The sequence below is a fragment of the Paenibacillus sp. Y930 genome (genome assembly GCF_056786375.1).
In genome coordinates, this window is the sequence record NZ_JBXCIX010000003.1 from 515638 (window position 1) to 533673 (window position 18036).

The window sequence follows — 18036 nt, forward strand, 5'->3', positions numbered from 1 at the left end:
AGGTCCTCCCTTTTATAATCCAATCATATGTTTAAGTATTGGAACATACTGCCTTGATATGACTACCTTTTCCCCGTTATCCAATAATGCTTGGAAACGGCCGCTGATCGACGGATGAATACTGGCAATCTTAGCTATATTTAGAATGGTCGATTTAGAGGCGCGAAAACAATGTTTCTCTTTGCAAAGTTCCTCCAGTTCATAAAGCTTTTGTTTAACTTCATGGACGGTGTTCTTACCATATGCAAACACTTTTCCGTCAACAGCTTCAAAATAATAAATATCACTAAGTTTGATGCGGCTGATCTTATCCTCATGATAACCAAGTATAATGAGCGTTTCGGTCATTATTTTATTAACGAGCTCATGTATTTCTTCGTCTACTTGGTGACACCTGATGCGGATCTCCTCTTCTTCAGTATGGTCTATTACTTCGATGGAAATTTTGATAGAAATCACCCTCGGAAATTCGAATTAAAACTTGTTAACTTTTATAATACGTGAATCATACAACAAAACGCATAAGCTTCTATTTTGAGTAACTTAATTCCATACAATTCTCAATAATCCAGTTTTCAATTCATTCATTCTCGCTATGCAATATATTTTCTATCATACTTAAATAATGATTGCAAGATTATTATCTACAATATATTGTGCCTGTTCTGCCGCGGTACGTGGCAACTGGAAGTGTATCTTTAACCTCAGCCAGTTCGTTACCGTTTCATCATTATCCTCAGATAGTTCGACATATTTTTTCAATCCCCTTCCATTTCCTAAATTTCTTCCACTAATGACTCTACAGTATCCCCATAAGAAAAACCCAAGCGCTGACTCCACTTAGGCTCTGTCCGTCTTAATATACTTGTTTTCTTTCATATTAATCCGTTATAAAAGCAACCATTAATCTTCAATAAATTTAGTGTAGTGAAATAAGGGTCAGGTATGTGCCGTGGCGAAGCATTCTATCATATAATCTTGAGCATTGTCGAATTTCTTCCAGCTGATTAATTCTCTCTATATATTAATAATTAAATTCTATTACATAATCTTCTTTTTCTTCAAAAAGATCTTGATAAGGATTATATACACGTAACTGCATGCTTTGTTTTTCTATGTCCCAATTAATAAGACAAAACCTTCCTTCTCCCCCCCGCTCTTCCCCTTGCCAATTATACATACATTGAAACACTGAATTATCATGTACTCCTTGATCAAATTTGTAACTAACATTAATCGGAAGATGGTGTCCTGAAAATATTGCTCTTAGCTTTGCATAATATTTAAAGTGCATTTGCCACATTTCTTCTCCATCTAATCCATCTGAAACAGCTTCATACTTATACTTCGGATTGGTTTTTTTATTTTCATGAACACGTTGCCCATCTATGTTCATATAACTATGTGTAACAATGATGAGCTCGTAGTCTGGGTGTTTTGCTACTACTTTATCTAGCCATTTCAGCACTTCTCGTCTTGGCATAAATTCTAATACTACAACTAATATATTCGACGTTTCAATTTGAATTAAAGCATACATGTTTTCAGTTTTGTATCTTTCATATGTATCGCCATACCATTCCTGCTCCTCAATTTTGTGGGTTCCAAAGTATTGATTGAACATATGTAGTGAACGTCTATTCTCGGGTGAAATAGGACCACTTGTCGAAACAATAGGTTCGTCATAGTCGTGATTGCCTGGCGATATCAGAAAGGGTATGTTCATATCCGCAATACCTTTCACTGCAGCCTCTGCAATTTGATATTCTTTCTCTTCAATTGCTCCTTGATCTACAATATCCCCAACATGCAGGACAAATTTTATTTGATGTGACTCTGCATTTTTTTGAATCCATGTTGTACATCGCTTAAAAAGGTCAGGATAATATCTCGTTATTTTTTGCGTGTCAGGAATAACTGCAAAAGAAAATATGCACATTTAGCTTCACATCCTAATTTTTATATAGCATACATGCCACTTGATGACCATTCGTACTGATTTTTAGTTCAGGCATGAACAACGAACATTCCTTTAAAGCTTTTTGACATCGAGAGCGAAAGGCACAACCACTAGGAATGTGAAATGGACTAGGTATTTCCCCTAAAATTGGCTGCTCTGTTTGTTTTGTAAAAGGATTGGGTTCTGGAGCGGCATCGAGTAAGGCTTGCGTATATGGGTGCTTAGGGCTTGAAAATACATCTTCTACATTACCAATCTCCACTATATTTCCTAAATACATAACTGCAACACGATCAGCAAAATATTGTACTACGGATAAATCGTGTGAAATAATAGCAATAGTTAAACCCAACTCTTCTTTTAAATCAGATAATAAATTAATAATTTGAGCCTGAACAGAGACGTCTAATGCAGATACCGGTTCGTCAGCAACTAAAAATTTTGGGTGTGAGACAAGTGCTCTAGCTATCGCCACTCTTTGTTTTTGGCCTCCTGATAACTGATAAGGAAGTTTATTCAAAAAATCTTGAGGAAGTTGGACCTTTTCAATAATAGAGCGAATCTGTTCCTCTTGTTCCTTCTTATTACCAAGCTGATTAACTGCTAAAGGTTCTCTGATACTGTCCAATAACTTTAATCTTGGATTTAAAGAGCTATTAGGATCTTGAAAGATCATTTGCATTTCTTTTCGTAATGGCTGCATTTGCTTACGATTATATGAAGTAATCTCTTGTTTCTCAAAAAAAATTTTCCCTTCAACTGGCTCATTTAGTCTTAATAATGCTCTGCCTAGTGTGCTTTTTCCTGAGCCAGACTCCCCCACTATAGCTAAAACTTCGCCGCGATAAATATCTAAATTTATCTGATTAACTGCCTTTAATTTTCTTTTCTTAAAAATAGTAGAGAAATCAAAATGAATACTTAAATTTTGTGCGCTAGCTATTATTTGCGTATTTGAGCTCAACCATTTTCTCCTCCTCCAATAAATGACATCTAACTTGATGGGAGCTACTTAGCGTTGATAATTGAGGTAATTCAGAGTTGCATTTTTCTTTAGCATATGGGCATCTTGTATGAAATGGACAGCCTGTCACGGTTATAGTGGCACTTGGAACCGTACCTTGAATAGCTAAAAGTCTTTCCCCATGTGAAGCTCTCTGGCCTTTTTTCGGAATTGATCCGAGAAGAAGCTGGGTGTAAGGATGACTTGGGTTAGTGAATAGCTCCATCACCGAAGCAGATTCAACAACTATCCCCCGGTACATGACTGCAACCGTGTCAGCAAACTGAGCAACAATACCCAAATTATGCGTAATAAACATCATAGACGTTTGACGCTCTTGTTTTATTTTTTTCAATAAATATAATATTTGTGATTGAATCGTTACATCAAGAGCGGTCGTTGGCTCATCTGCTATGAGCAGCTGTGGATCACAAGCCATTGCCATAGCGATCATAACTCGTTGTTTTTGACCTCCGGAAAATTGAAAGGGGTAAGAATGATAGCGATTTTTTGCTTCTGGTATGCCTACCTGTTCAAGTAATTCAATAGATTTTAGCTTAGCTAATTTACGTGACATCTCTTTGTGCTTAATAAGCACCTCAGAAATTTGATCACCTATAGTCAATAAAGGATTTAGTGCTGTCATAGGCTCTTGAAATATCATTGAAATACGTGAGCCTCTGATCTGCTCATACTCCTTTGTTGAAAGTTGCGTTAAAGAGATAGGGTCCTTGTCAGTATAAAGTAGCATTTCTCCCTCAATATGGGTGTTTTTTAACTTCGAATTTTGACCAATTAGCCCCATAATAGCTAAAGCAGTTAGACTTTTTCCACAGCCTGATTCACCTACCACTGCTACAATTTCACCCTTATGAATCGTTAAATTAACACCATGTACAGCATGAATGTCCGTTTTGTCCTTTCTAAACTTAACCTTTAGTTGTTTTATCTCTAGTAATGGCTCCATATAATCACACTCCTCTATTCTCTGTGACTCGAAAGCTGCATGCGTTCTTTAAAATAATCACCGATGTTTTGTACAATAAAGGACATACATACGATTAGTAGCGCTGGTAATATTGAGATCCACCATGAGGTCATCAGATAATTTCTACCTTCACCGACCATCCGACCTAAGCTCGCTGTAGGTGGCTGAATTCCGAATCCTAAAAATGATAGCGAAGATTCCATCGTTAAAATTGCAGGAAAATATAAAGTGATCATTACTAATACTGTTGGTAAAATATTAGGTAGAATATGTTTGCGAATAATATATAAAGTAGATCCTCCAGAAGCTTGAGCGGCTTCAATATATTGATTTTCACGAAGAGATAATACAAGACCTCGTACAATCCTCGCGTAATTTTCCCAGTTTGCAAGTCCTAATAAAACTATAAAAACAATGGGATCTGTACCAAAAATAACAATACCCATTAATAAAATTAAGGTATAAGGAACGGCGAATTGAAAATCAACTACAGCCATAATTATGCGATCAACAATCCCTCCCATATAACCACTTAATAAGCCGGCTGCAACGCCGACTATACAGCCAATAACAAGCCCGATAATAGCTATACCTATCGTTGTTTGCATACCATAAATAACTCTACTTAATAAATCTCTACCTAGTTGATCAGTGCCCAATGGATGAGCCCATTCACCGCCTAAAAATACTGGGGGTAAATTATTATGCATAAGGTTTGTCGCATTAGAATCATATGGAATAATCCAACGTGCAAAAACGATTATAAAAATAAGCACGCCTAGCAAAAGCATATTAAGCTTCATATACCAAGATAAGGAGGTCCAAAATCTAGTTAATTTAATCAAGTTATCCCGCCTTTCGAACTCTTGGATCAATGATCCCGTACAATAAATCAACACATAAATTAACAATAACTACGATGATAGCAAACCCTACTACTGCAAACTGTATAACCGGAAAATCCTTATTCATTACAGAATCTACTAATAGCTTCCCTAAGCCAGGCCATGAGAATACACTCTCTACAAAAAGAGCGCCTCCTAAAATATTTATAACGAGCATACCGAGCACAGTTGTAATGGGAATCAGTGCATTGCGAAAGGCGTGCTTACATATAACAACAATCTCCTTTAATCCCTTTGCTCTTGCTGTTCGAATGTAATCTTGAGAAAGTACTTCTGTTAAACTCGTATAAACATATCTAATAATGGTCGCAATGGGATGAATAGAAATAGCAATTACAGGCATAATATAACTCTTCCAGCTTCCCATTCCCATTGATGGAAGAAGATTAAGATGAAAGCTAAATACGACAATTAATAGTATTGCAATCACAAAACCAGGAATGGCATATCCGAGACATGCGATGAACATAATGACGTTAACATATTTACTATTATTGAAAAATGCTGCCAAAAATCCTAATGCTATACCTATGATTGCACTCACCAAAAATGCCCAAATGCCGAGTTTAAATGTTTCTATGGCTGCATTCTTAAATATGAGCGTAACATCACGACCATCATGAATGCTGTTACCAAAATGACCATGCGATACTTCTTTTATATAAATAATGAATTGTTCATAGATTGGTTTATCTAAACCATACTTTACCTTTAACGCCTGTCCTTGCTCTAATGTTAAGCCTTCTGGAAACATCATACTAAATGGATCACCTGTTAAGCGTGCACCTATAAAAACAAATGCAAGTACAGCCAATACGGTAACAATCGCTTTTACAATTCGTTGTAAAAGATAACTATACACTCTACTATCACTCTTTCCATTTAGAATAAGAAAGCTACTATGAAGGTAACCGTCATAATAGCTTTCATTTGACTTTTCTATAGTCTAAACATTCATTTTATCATTCATTTGTTAACTTAATTTCACCAGAGCGTAAAGAGATTGTATACGCACGATAATTTTTAGGTAGCTCCCATTCATAAGAACTGCTAACTCCAATGTATTCAAAAGGTTGGTACATTAAAATAAATCCTGCTTCATCTTTTGCAATTTCATTCAATTGACGAATTGCGTCCTTTCTTTCTGTTACGTCAGTTGAATAACGTGCTTTTTCCATATAAACATCCCAATCAGGATTTTGTGGGTCCCATAATCCGCGAGTGCTTACCCAAATCGTATCTGACCAAGAAGCATCAATTAAACCCATTGGATCTGGGTAGTAAAGCGGGTTGGACCAAGTTCGAACCATAACCTCTGAATCTGGAATGGCATTAACATCTGGTACTTGCGTCAATGTCGCAGTTACACCAATTTGCTTCCACATTTCAATCATAGCTTGAACAGCTAAATCACCATTAGTATAGTAATCTGCACGAATGACAACTTCAACTGGGGTGCCATCATAGCCTGACTCAGCAACTAATTGTTTAGCCTTCTCAACATTATATTCAACTGTTTTCAAGTCATCTAAATACATATCCCCATAATCGGAAAATTGTAAGGATGTTGGGACTTTTGCTTTATCGTTCCATAGTGCACTTACTAACGCTTCACGATCGACAGCTAAATCTAAAGCTTGTCGTAATTTTTTATTTTTCATAAATTCATTATTCATGTTCAGCACTAAAACGTGGAATAGTGGGTAAGCAGCTTCTACTAACTGAACATTCGGTTGATTTGCTAATACTTGTTCTTGCTCAGGTGGGATACCTACAGCGATGTCAATCTCACCATTAGCTAAGGCGGTGACACGAGATGCAATCTCTGAGATAAAAGTATACGTTACTTTCTTCACTTGAGCCTTTTCACCCCAGAAATCATCAAAGCGTTCTAGCACCGCACTTTCCTTTGGTACAAAAGAAGTTACCTTGTATGGTCCTGTTCCTACTGGCATGGCATCAGCCGCGTCTAGTCCGACCTGCTCAATATATTCCTTTGATGTAATAGCACCACTAATGTCTGATATAAATATTTCCAAAAGTGGATCTTCAACTAATGTATGTACACGTACAGTTAAGCTGTCAACAATTTCAACTTTATCGAACGTATTAAAATAGCGTCCATAAGCGTTGTCAAAACGTTCTTCACTTTGTTCGAAAATACGATTTAGAGAATAGGCAACATCCTCTGCATCCATTATCGTATCATCATGAAATTTTACGTTTTCGCGTAGTTTAAACTCCCACACTGTAGGCTCTACTTTTTCCCAGCTTACAGCTAGACCAGGCAAATATACTAAGTCTTTAGAGTGCGGATCTCGCAGGATTAAAGTATCATAGATATTGTATTGAAATTGTGCATCAGCATTTGACGTTCTTGTATTTTCAAGACCTGCAGTAAACTGATTCGTACCAATTCGTAAGTGTTCAATTTCCCCAGTTTCCGTTGCTGTGCTAGGTGCCGGACTCTCAGTATTCATTGGTATAGACGTATTAGATGATGATTTCTTGTTGTTAGGGGCATTATTCGTGCAAGCTGCTAACATCGAAACACAGAAAAGTAAAATCATTAGCTTTTTAACCAGTGGACTTTTCATTATGATTCCTCCAATTTAGTTGTATTGATAGTTATAAATATTTTTGTATTCATCATAAATGGGATGAGTACTTGTAAACTCTTTAATGACAATGCTAGCATTTGCCTTAGACGCAAATTCGTCTAGCTTCATATTTGTTGAACCAGTAATAGTATAATACTCACTTGCATTACTGAAAGCGAATAAATAGTCCTTGGCATGTGTATATTTTCCGCTCTTTAAGATGCCTATATTATTAAATTTTGAGACTGGTACGACATGCTCATAAGAATTCAAGTTTATCACCCATCTAAAATGCTTCAACCCACTTGACCCACTATTGTAAATATTGGACATTTCGTTATAAAACTTATCCCCAAAGTTATCAAACTTAAGATGGTACACAGTTGCCTTAAAATACACATTACCATTCATTGAAGCCATACGATTTACATATTTAGCTATAGGGTTAAACTCGATGTCCCAAGCATTGCCGTTAGAAGGATCTCCATCTCCTGTTTCGGGGATATAAACGTAATTCCCTTGTGGTGATGTTGGTATTGGAAAGAAATAGCTACTAAAATGTGCATCATCATAATTCAATTCACCTATTGCATGCTTCTGACGAACTGCAGCATGGAACTGTGATTGATTGCTATCATGATCATAGATAAGCTTAAAATAGGTATTAAATGAATCCATGAGTTGCTGATGACCATTAATTAATAATCCAGATTGCACCCAATCCTTATTTATTGGGATACCGCTATTATTATGTTCATCTATATTTCCAGTTGAAACATAGACAGTATCATATAATGTCCCTCCATTATCCGCTTTATAATGACTTACAGTCATAAATTTTGAATGCATTTGCTCAGCGGCTTCATTTCCCCAAGATATCTTTTTAAATTTCAAAAAGTCACCGATGGTTTGAGCAGGATTAATATCCGAAGGGTTATTAAGAAAACTGTTCAAATAATTATAGACATCATTATTTGTATCCTTGTGATACACAAAATCGACTTGCACACCATTTTCGGCTGCCTTTACTAATGAGTAGATGAGCTTTTCTGAACTACTTCCTCCATGATCATTTCCTTTTACATAACCATAGGATGCATGACTCGGATCAAATCCAACATACGCACTTAAGCTAGCCTTATACATGGCAAACTTTATGTTCACGTCTTTATTAGGGTTATCCTGCTTATATAAAATAGCTCTGTTAATCAAATCACCATATTTAAATAATGGACTGTTTTTAGTGTCTCCAACATCTCGCGAATAGACCTTTACTCTTACATTTTTGTTATCATAGTTGAACGATACAGTGTCTGATACAGCAGCCTCAGTTTGTGGTACCATCGTAATGCTAATCATACATACCAATACAATTAATGAGCATATTTTTTTCCACTTTAGCACAGTATCCTCCTTATTGATGGACAAAGTTTTATAGTAATCGTTGCAAAACTGTGATGAGTTGATCCTTCGTTAAAATAACTGGGTTATTGTTCATACGTCCCTTTGTGTATGCACGATCTACAATGTCATGAAGTGAGCTTTCACTTACGCCGTAGCTTTGAAGCTTTGTAGAAAGTTCATATTGTTCATATATCTTGAACACTTTATCTTCTACGTGTTCAGCACTATCAACACCAAATGCTTGCAATAACGGTTCAAGCTCTTCAATGTTTTTAGCGTTAATAAAAAACAGAGAGCCTAGTGTAATACTTGTTGCTATGCCGTGCTCAATGCCAAACATCAGTGTTAGTGGATAAGAAATGGAATGACATGCCGTCGTCATCGTATTGCTAAAGGCCATTCCCGCATATGCACTTGCAAGTGCAAGCTTATTACGGATCGTTAAGCTTGTTGGATCATGCTTTAGTAAAGGTAAATACATCATAATCTCTCGGATTGCTTGTAGAGAATAAACTCTCGTATTAGGATTACTATTAATAGACCAATATGCTTCCGTCGCATGACATAGTGCATCTAGAGACGTGATTACACTTAACTTTAATGGCATATGCTGTGTTAACTGTGGCGTAATCAATGCACTGTGAGCATACAATTTCTCATGTGATACAGAGTATTTCAAATCCAACTCAGTATCCCAAACCGTTGCCCACTTTGTCAGTTCAGAACCTGTACCAGAAGTAGTAGGAATTCCAATCCAAGGAATCGATAAATCTTTTTCTGAATAACTTTGCTCCACAATAATAGTTCGCAAGCTATTCGTATCTTTAATTTCTTGAGATTTTGTCGCAATTAATGTTTTGGCAATGTCCAGTACACTACCACCGCCAATTGATATAATTAGCTCATAATTGAACTTAGAGATTTGATTAGTAAGTTCGACAATGTCTGTTAAATTAGGATTAGATAGTGTAATCTCCTTAATTAACACGTTTTTTTGATATAGCTGCTCCATAATTGGCGCTAAAACTTCCATTTTCTCTACACTTGCTCCCCTAGTTAAAAGCAGAACATTGTTGATATGTGAAAAGGATGTTTCTATTGCTGCCGCTAGTTGCTTTGCTCCATCCGCTTCAAAATATAAGCATACTGGATTGAAAAATTTACTCACCTGCATCACTCCAATTCCTTCAATCCAATCATTTACCTTTGTTCAATTTGCATAATGACACTATATATATCTCCTATTTCATCGATAACAAAATCTGCTTGGGCAGCAATATAACGAGCACGAACGTCATCCATTTTTTGTGAAAGTGCTTGCTCACTCAATGCATGAACCTCTGCTTCTGTTAAACCAAGCTCACTTCCCCCTTTTATTACGCCTACACTCCATACACCAGCATTTTTTGCTTCATGAATATCTGAAATCGTATCCCCAATCTTAATCACTGCATGTGGTGGAAACACCTCAAGCTCTTCCATATTTTTATAAATCATATAGGGATAAGGACGACCTGCCTTTAATTCATCTCCACATACTAAGTAGTCAGGCTGGTATCCTTTCAATGCTGCATGAGGCGCTACAACCTCCATCATTTTTTTAGTATAGCCTGTAGTTGATCCGATTTTAATTCCGTCTGCTTTAAGTCTTTTTATTAGATTTAACACACCAGGTATTGGATCTGTATAGTCTTCTAAGGAAAGCATTAGCTCCTGCTCAAAATAGTCGTATAGCTCATAAATATCCTCTTCCGTTGGTGAACTCCCATATCTGTCAAGCCATAGCTTTTCTATTCGTTCAAATGTAAGCATTGTTTTGATATGATCCATCTTCAAAAGTCCCATCGGTCTACGGACCTCTTCAGTTGTAACAACAATTTCTTTTTTTGCAAAAGCAGAAACAAAGGCTTGAACTGGTGCAAAGCAACCATAGTCTACAGTCGTTCCTGCCCAATCAAAAATAACTGCCTGTATACTCTTGTTCATATTAAACCTCCTCTCAAGATTTTTTATCTTACTCCTCGGATTATATATAATTCAAAATATAATTCAATGTATTTTGCGTTTATTTACATAAGTTTTACAATATTTTAATTTATTTTGCTGTTTTATATAATAATCGCAATAAAAAAAAGCATTCCATAGCGAATGCTCATTTTTGTGTAAAGGTATTTAATTTCTTATGCAGCTAATCTGAGACAATAATATTGACCTGTTGCTCTATGTATTTTTCATGTAGGCTAGCATCTAACTGTGAGTCCGTAATGATCGAGTCAATCGCCTGTATCGGACAAATATTGAGGTAAGACATAGATTCAAACTTACTTGAGTCAGCAACAACAATCTTCTGATTAGCAAATTGCAACATTGCATTAATAACCTCAGATTCACCCTGTCTAAAATCAGTAAGTCCCTTCTCCAAAGAAATAGCATTAACTGCAATGAAAGCTACATCAATATTAAAACGAGATAATTCCTGTTCAAACGATCTGCCATATAAAGAATACTCCTCAGCATTTAATATTCCACCTGGAACAATAATCGTAAAGTTTCGGTTCTCAGCTAATACTTCTGCTACCTTAAGCGAATTAGTAATGATCGTTAATCGATTAAAGCTATCTACTAACTTCTTAGCCACTTCAATATTAGTTGTTCCTGCATTTAATGCGATTGCTTGATTTTCTTTTATTAGGGACATTGCTTTTGTCGCAATTTGCTTCTTTCTTTGTAGATAGGTAATTGTTCTCTTATGGAAAGATTTATTGGTAACCGCTTCATCGATTACTACAGCTCCACCATGTACACGTATTAATTTATTTACTTGTTCTAGATAATCTAGATCTCGTCTTACAGTATCAAGTGAGACCTGCATTGTATCCTTTAGTTCCTTAACTGTTACATTTCCACGTTCCTCAAGCTCTTGTAAAATTATACGATGACGTTCTGACGCTAACATGAAACCGCCTCTTTATCCTTTTTTTTGCTTGTTATTGCATTTTTAATATAGCAAATATCATAATAGTAGTAAAGGAAGAAAACTAGCCATATAAAATATCGATTCATTCGTTAATGGGAATAAATGACCCGTATAATGTTTCAACTAAAATGTCTCACTAAATAAATTCCATCAATAGCTTGTTAAACTTATCACGTTCATCATAAAACGTCGCATGACCACTATATTGGAAAGGGACAAGCTTACTATTTTTAATCAGTTTACTTGTTTCCTCAGCATTAGAAAATGGGATGACTTGATCATGGATACCATGAATAATTAGTGTAGGTACTTCTATTTTATCCAGATCGTTATTCACATTCTCATCTCTTAGTGTTTCCATAATTGCAACAGTGGACCAACCAGCCGCTTGCAATCCTAGCTGAAAGAACCAATCCGATAATGGTGGCGTTATATATTGAAAGAAAAAGAGATCCGATAAACCCCACAACATTTTGGGTCTATCATTAAGTGTTTCTGCAATGAAGTGATTTGCAGTATCTGCAGGTAATGCGTGTGGAGACACAGCATCTATAAGTACGAGCTTAGTTACTCCATATCCTTGATGCTTCGCCATATAGCGAATACATATCGCTCCGCCCGTGGAATGACCCGCTAAGGCAAAATCTTTCAATTGCAAAGCATCGACTACAGCACGAACATCGTCTGCCAATCTATCAAAACTGTATCCAGTGAACGGTTTATCTGAATTCCCGAAACCTCTCCAATCCATACCTATACAACGATATCCCATAGCAGGAAGAATGTTATATTGATATTCAAACTGTTTATGACTCAATGGCCATCCATGTAAAAAGAGAATTGTCTTCTTTCCCGTCGGATTAATATCTTCAATATAAACACTTACACCCGGTTCTACGGTTACATAGTTTCCCACGCTAACTCCTCCGATAATGATATTCTTGATAACAATAACGTATTCATTTGAGAGGAATTAGGTGAATGCCTATATTTAATTTGAGCAAAGTTGGATTAGAATATGGTTTTTTTATAAAATAAAATGAACGAACCATTCGATTGCTGCATCTAATCATTAAAGGAGGTATTGCGATGGACGAAATTGAACTTGCCAAACAAGCGATTAGTGGAAATGAAGCTGCTCAACTTCAGCTACTAAATTTATATAAAGAACCTATGTATCGTGTTGCATATAGCTATATGCAAAATGAACATGATGCAAATGATGCTTTGCAGGAGATGACGTATCAATGCCTAAAAAACATACATAGAGTTCAGACGCCTCTATATTTCAAAACTTGGCTCGTACGTATTGTTATTAATACATGTTTAATGATGAAGCGACAGCAAAAACGAATTGTCTTAACCAATGATATAGCAGAACTACCTCAGCATATGGATGAGTTATTTGAGCTAGGTGATGTAATTTCACAACTACCTATTGAGCAACAGGAGCTTATTCACTTAAAGTACTTTAAGGATCTAAAAAATAGTGAAATTGCAACATTACATAACATTCCTGAAGGTACTGTAAAATCAAGGTTACATAAAACGTTAAAGAAACTTCGTCAATTATTAGGAGAGGGGGGCATTTCATGAGTCAGTTTGAGAAAGAACAACAATATTTTGAATTACTTGAAACAATACCAATGGGATCATTAGAGTCCGAAGCTCAACTTATTGCGTATAAGCGATTAAAAAAACAAAGAATTCGTAATAAAATACTTTTACAATCCACAATTGCTGTTGCAATCATTATGACTATCTTCATTGGATCCATCCGGATGTCCCCTGCTCTTGCATATGCGGCCGCACAAATTCCCGGATTAAAGGCTCTTGTTGAAATGATTGCTTTAGATAAGGGAATTGAAGATATTATTAACAACGAATATTATGAACCCATTAATGCGAGCCAAACCATTAATGGAAAAACACTCACGATTACAGGTGTTGTAGCGGATGAATCCGGAATGATCATTTCCTATAACATTCAGTCAGATGAAGACTTAGCAATTTTCACTGGCGTAAAAACAGACGTTAAACAGAATTCTCAACTAGTAAATGCATCTGTTGGTAGTGGCTGGACAGGACAACAAGAAGGAACATATGAAGTTGAAAATACAATTGACATCGGCACAAGCCAAGGTATGGATTATTCATCTAGGGACTTTGAGCTTATATTATCGCTTCGTGAACGCCCAGAAACAGTCTTCGAGATTCCATTTACATTAAAGAATGAGATTAAACTATCAAAAAGCTACCCTATTAATAAGCATGTAATAGTTGATGGGCAAGGCTTTACGATACATGAATTGATTATTTCTCCGATTAGATCTGAACTAAAAATGTCTATTGATCCATCAAATTCAAAAAAAATATTAAGCTTCGAGGATATTCGCATATATGATGAGCATCAAGAGGAATGGGGTAAAATCCGAAACGGTTACGTTGGATTTGGTAGTTATAAGGATGAGCAATTTAGTATCATGCTAGAAAGTAATTATTTCCGTATCCCAGAAAGTATTACGATTGAACTACGAGAAATTGAAGCGATTAATAAAGCTGATCAATTTATTGTGATTGATTTTGAAAAGAAAAAAGTTATTACTCAGTCTGAAAATATTAATATTGAGCTTGAAATAAAAGATAACTTTGAAATTGAATATAAATTATTTTCATATGCAAAGAATGAACATAAGGGCGTGTTTGATAATTTAATTGATGCAGATGGTGAAATTTATAATTCATATAGTACATGGATTTCAGATTACGAAAACTATATGTTAATTGGGCAATTTTTTGATATAAGAAATGTCGAAAAGCTACCCGTTAACCCAGTAAAACTAGAGATTGCACGCTATGAGCAATATTTAGATGGAACTGGACGTATTCAAGTTGAACTTAAATAGTAGATTCAAATAATTGTATAACCATATGAAAACGGACTAGTGACATCTAGTCCGTTTGTTTTGTCGTTGCCTAACATGCATCTAATTCCATGCAGATCGTTCGCTTACAGGATTTCTCTCGGTAGAATTATCATTAACTCCTAATTCAGTAGCAAACTCTTCGTTGGTGTTTTTGAAACTCTGTTTGTTATGACTCTTCTTTGCCTTATTTCCTTTTTCATTGGAACCGTCTTTCGATTTCGTATGGTTCACTTCTTCATTTAACATTGTTAATCCTCCTCATTAATCCCTTTTACGAAATACAGAAAAAATATTATATCTCGTAGCTATATTTTCATAAATAGTTTGTCCAGCACGATGTTTTTTATCATGTCTTAGTTACTTAGATCGACAACTTGGTTCAAAGCTGATTCCTCGGACTGTTTACCTGTTAGTTTGTTCATTAACTCCTTTACTACCTTAGTCCAGTTTCCCATCTCCCAATACTCTGCAGTGTCAGCTTTAACTTTGATTAATATTAGATTAGGATCATCACTAGTCGTTTTCAGCATCTTTTCGTAAGCTATATTCCAAAATTCTTTTATCTTATCCCTGCTATCCACTAATTCAGCTTTTCCCCGTATCGAAACATAGGATTTACCCGCATATGCTACATTCACATTCGGATAGTTAACGAGTTCATCATATACATTGGTGTCTTTCATTGTCATAAACCATAAGTCTCCATCAAATTCAACCTCTTGAGTCTTCATAGGACGCGATACTAGACCTTGCTCCGTGGCTGATGTTAGCATGGCTATGTCTATTCCTATAATTAAATTCCTTACCGTTTCAATTGCCTCCTGATCTAATTCATGTGTATTTGTCATATTCAGCACCTCACTTTTTATATTGCCAGATTATCTGTTATCTTTCGCAAAAATGACAGAAGCTAAACATTAATTTTTTAACTTTAAACCATTTATGTACCTTACTTGTTTCTATAGCATCTCTAATTGAAATTTAATTCACTCAAAATAGATTTAAACAAAAAAATAGCCACTCGGATAAGTGGCTATTTACTGTAATTCATATATTAAATTTTACTGCCCTAATTGAGCGCCATCCACCGTATAAATCGATTGAGACACATATGAGGCGTCATCTGATAGTAAGAAGACTGCTACATTTGCTACTTCTTCTGCTTCTCCATATCTTCCCATAGGTACTGCAGTACCAAATGCTTTTCTTGCCCCTTCGCTATCCTGTGGGACTGTATTTTTCTCAATTTGACGCATCATGCGAGTATTGATCACTCCTGGTGCCACTGCGTTCACACGAACTCCGAATGGAGCTGTTTCCAATGCAACTACTTTGGTCATTCCCATTACAGCATGTTTGGAGCTATTGTAACCAACGAATCCCGGAGTACCCATTAGCCCTGCACCTGAAGAAGTATTTACAATACTGCCGTACCCTTGCTTCTTCATGACAGGAACAACGTATTTCAGTCCGAAGCTACGCGTCACTTGTAGTGGAGTCAAAAATGCAGCCGGCGCCATCAACTTTAAAGTGTAACTACATCGGAGCATATTAAGTAGTTGTCGGCATGGCACCTCGTTAAAGAGTCCTATTTGAAAATAGAGTCGGACCATTCTCCCAAAGAGAATAGCCCGACTCCATTTCTGTTAAGAGCTGTTTCTATTACCCAAGACACAACTGCCCCTCATGCAATCTTGTATTAGGGTAGCTGATGAATCGACCAGACTATATCCGTACTGAAACCAAGGGTTAGGCCGTCTGCTTCGTAATATAATCTAACGTCATCACCAGCTTGTAGCTCTACATTACCGGTTAGCGTCACCGTCGCACTACTTAGTACGGTCCTTAGAGTTAAAATCAGTGCTATATTGACGTCTAAGATAGGCATATAACCTTTTATTAAATCGGTGTTGCCATTCTTCTTCACAGTAAAAACTGGATCAATACCGTTTCCTATGCTTGCACTAACTGAAGAGTTAGTCTTATAGTTAACAGTAGCATGTATCGCATACTTACCAGTGGCTGGTGCCGTAAATATCCCTGTAGCAGGATCGAATGCAAGGCTTCCGTAATAAGGGGATACATCACTCCAATTCGTGAATTCCGTGCTACTAGCGATGGAGGATGTCGTACCCGAAGCAGAAAATCCTTCCGAGGTAACAGAAGTCCCAGTCCCTGCCGGGCCTGCAGGACCCTCTGGCCCTGGATCTCCTTGGTCACCTTTATCTCCTTGCGGTCCTACTGCTCCCGGATCGCCTTTATCGCCTTTTTCTCCTTGCGCTCCTACTGCTCCTGGATCGCCTTTTTCACCCTTATCTCCTTGCGGACCTGCTACTCCCAGATCGCCTTTATCCCCTTTATCTCCTTGCGCTCCTACTGCTCCCGGATCGCCTTGGTCACCTTTATCTCCTTGCGAGCCTACTGCTCCCGGATCGCCTTTTTCACCTTTATCTCCTTGCGCTCCTACTGCTCCCGGATCGCCTTTATCACCCTTATCTCCTTGCGGTCCTGCTGATCCCGGATCGCCTTTATCACCTTTATCTCCTTGCGAGCCTACTGCTCCCGGATCGCCTTTATCACCCTTATCTCCTTGCGAGCCCGCTGATCCCGGATCACCCTTGGAACCTTGTGAGCCTGAATACCCCGGATCACCTTTATCTCCTTTATCACCCTCTGGACCTTGCGGACCTGTCTCACCCTTTTCTCCCTTTGGCTTTTCAATTGTCTGAGTATTAATATTGACTTGCCCATTCATACTGTCCCATTTGATTTCTAGTCCAAGTGAAGTAGCTAATGCCCGTATTGGTAAATATATGCTATTTTTGTATGATATCGGATAAATTCGATTTTGATTCGTGTCCAATAATTGAACTAGCTTTCCGTCAACATAGATTGAGGGGGTGGATTTCAATACCGATACTGTTGCGCCTACCTTCATCCCATTCTCGTTGTTTGTAGAAGCCACCGATGTCGCAGAACCAGTGGTAATGTAAACCGCTCGATCCTCTTGACTCCAGCTTATCTTGAATCCAAGTAACTGAGAAGTTGCCCGAAGCGGTAAATATAATGAATTATTGATTGAAATCGATAGAATATCCGCTTCTGTTTTCTTGCCATCAACGTAGATTGGTGTATATGTTACTTTCCCTTGCTTACTTACTGTTTCCGCAGCTGCGGGTATAGCAGATACGCTGAATACAATTAATACAAAAACAAGTAGTGCGATTAAATTTTTTTTCATCATTTTAAATCTCCCTTTACCAAATTTTATC

18 protein-coding genes and 1 pseudogene are annotated in these 18036 nt (G+C 36.9%); 2 read left to right on the forward strand and 17 right to left on the reverse strand.

What is annotated here, in order from left to right:
• Positions 1-12: 12 nt before the first annotated feature.
• The 13 genes from AC1TO5_RS11155 to AC1TO5_RS11215 form a co-directional block, all read right to left on the reverse strand.
• On the reverse strand, positions 13-459 hold the full coding sequence (locus AC1TO5_RS11155; protein WP_482062873.1) for a LytTR family DNA-binding domain-containing protein: 447 nt from the start codon (positions 457-459) through the stop codon (positions 13-15).
• Positions 460-618: 159 nt separating this feature from the next.
• Complete coding sequence (locus AC1TO5_RS11160; protein ID WP_482062874.1) at positions 619-762, reverse strand: hypothetical protein; 144 nt, start codon at positions 760-762, stop codon at positions 619-621.
• Positions 763-1024: 262 nt separating this feature from the next.
• A complete protein-coding gene (locus AC1TO5_RS11165; protein WP_482062875.1) occupies positions 1025-1939 on the reverse strand; it encodes a metallophosphoesterase in 915 nt (304 codons plus the stop codon).
• A 13-nt stretch (positions 1940-1952) separates the two neighbouring features.
• A complete protein-coding gene (locus tag AC1TO5_RS11170) occupies positions 1953-2924 on the reverse strand; it encodes an ABC transporter ATP-binding protein (RefSeq protein ID WP_482062876.1) in 972 nt (323 codons plus the stop codon).
• A complete protein-coding gene (locus AC1TO5_RS11175; RefSeq protein ID WP_482062877.1) occupies positions 2896-3930 on the reverse strand; it encodes an ABC transporter ATP-binding protein in 1035 nt (344 codons plus the stop codon). Before AC1TO5_RS11175 ends, AC1TO5_RS11170 begins: the two co-directional genes overlap by 29 nt.
• Before the next feature lie 14 nt (positions 3931-3944).
• Positions 3945-4796: an ABC transporter permease gene (locus tag AC1TO5_RS11180; RefSeq protein ID WP_482062878.1), complete on the reverse strand. Its 852-nt coding sequence runs from the start codon at positions 4794-4796 to the stop codon at positions 3945-3947.
• 1 nt (position 4797) lies between these two features.
• The gene (locus AC1TO5_RS11185; protein WP_482062879.1) at positions 4798-5718 is read right to left on the reverse strand and encodes an ABC transporter permease; all 921 of its coding nucleotides are present in this window, start codon (positions 5716-5718) and stop codon (positions 4798-4800) included.
• 100 nt (positions 5719-5818) lie between these two features.
• The gene (locus AC1TO5_RS11190) at positions 5819-7453 is read right to left on the reverse strand and encodes an ABC transporter substrate-binding protein (RefSeq protein WP_482062880.1); all 1635 of its coding nucleotides are present in this window, start codon (positions 7451-7453) and stop codon (positions 5819-5821) included.
• Between the two features lie 15 nt (positions 7454-7468).
• Positions 7469-8860, reverse strand: coding sequence for a hypothetical protein (locus tag AC1TO5_RS11195; RefSeq protein WP_482062881.1), 1392 nt, complete (start codon positions 8858-8860; stop codon positions 7469-7471).
• A 28-nt stretch (positions 8861-8888) separates the two neighbouring features.
• Positions 8889-10028 (reverse strand): phosphonoacetaldehyde reductase, encoded by a 1140-nt coding sequence (locus AC1TO5_RS11200; RefSeq protein WP_482062882.1) that lies wholly within the window; start codon positions 10026-10028, stop codon positions 8889-8891.
• 32 nt (positions 10029-10060) lie between these two features.
• The gene (gene phnX, locus AC1TO5_RS11205; RefSeq protein ID WP_482062883.1) at positions 10061-10846 is read right to left on the reverse strand and encodes a phosphonoacetaldehyde hydrolase; all 786 of its coding nucleotides are present in this window, start codon (positions 10844-10846) and stop codon (positions 10061-10063) included.
• 202 nt (positions 10847-11048) lie between these two features.
• Positions 11049-11816 (reverse strand): DeoR/GlpR family DNA-binding transcription regulator, encoded by a 768-nt coding sequence (locus tag AC1TO5_RS11210; RefSeq protein WP_482062884.1) that lies wholly within the window; start codon positions 11814-11816, stop codon positions 11049-11051.
• Between the two features lie 157 nt (positions 11817-11973).
• Positions 11974-12753: an alpha/beta fold hydrolase gene (locus AC1TO5_RS11215; protein ID WP_482062885.1), complete on the reverse strand. Its 780-nt coding sequence runs from the start codon at positions 12751-12753 to the stop codon at positions 11974-11976.
• 173 nt (positions 12754-12926) lie between these two features.
• On the opposite strand from AC1TO5_RS11215, the gene AC1TO5_RS11220 reads away from it, so the two are divergent.
• A complete protein-coding gene (locus tag AC1TO5_RS11220; RefSeq protein ID WP_482062886.1) occupies positions 12927-13433 on the forward strand; it encodes a sigma-70 family RNA polymerase sigma factor in 507 nt (168 codons plus the stop codon).
• Positions 13430-14743, forward strand: coding sequence for a DUF4179 domain-containing protein (locus AC1TO5_RS11225; RefSeq protein WP_482062887.1), 1314 nt, complete (start codon positions 13430-13432; stop codon positions 14741-14743). The genes AC1TO5_RS11220 and AC1TO5_RS11225 overlap by 4 nt, the downstream gene beginning before the upstream one ends.
• 81 nt (positions 14744-14824) lie before the next feature.
• Here the strand turns inward: AC1TO5_RS11225 and AC1TO5_RS11230 are convergent, their stop codons facing one another.
• From AC1TO5_RS11230 to AC1TO5_RS11245, 4 genes and pseudogenes are all read right to left on the reverse strand, one after another.
• Positions 14825-15010, reverse strand: a complete 186-nt coding sequence (locus AC1TO5_RS11230) for a hypothetical protein (protein ID WP_482062888.1) — start codon at positions 15008-15010, stop codon at positions 14825-14827.
• 107 nt (positions 15011-15117) lie between these two features.
• Positions 15118-15612, reverse strand: a complete 495-nt coding sequence (locus AC1TO5_RS11235) for a pyridoxamine 5'-phosphate oxidase family protein (protein WP_482062889.1) — start codon at positions 15610-15612, stop codon at positions 15118-15120.
• 213 nt (positions 15613-15825) lie between these two features.
• Positions 15826-16236, reverse strand: a pseudogene (locus AC1TO5_RS11240) (SDR family NAD(P)-dependent oxidoreductase); the annotation flags it as partial.
• Positions 16237-16463: 227 nt separating this feature from the next.
• On the reverse strand, positions 16464-18008 hold the full coding sequence (locus tag AC1TO5_RS11245) for a stalk domain-containing protein (protein ID WP_482062890.1): 1545 nt from the start codon (positions 18006-18008) through the stop codon (positions 16464-16466).
• Between the last annotated feature and the right edge of the window lie 28 nt (positions 18009-18036).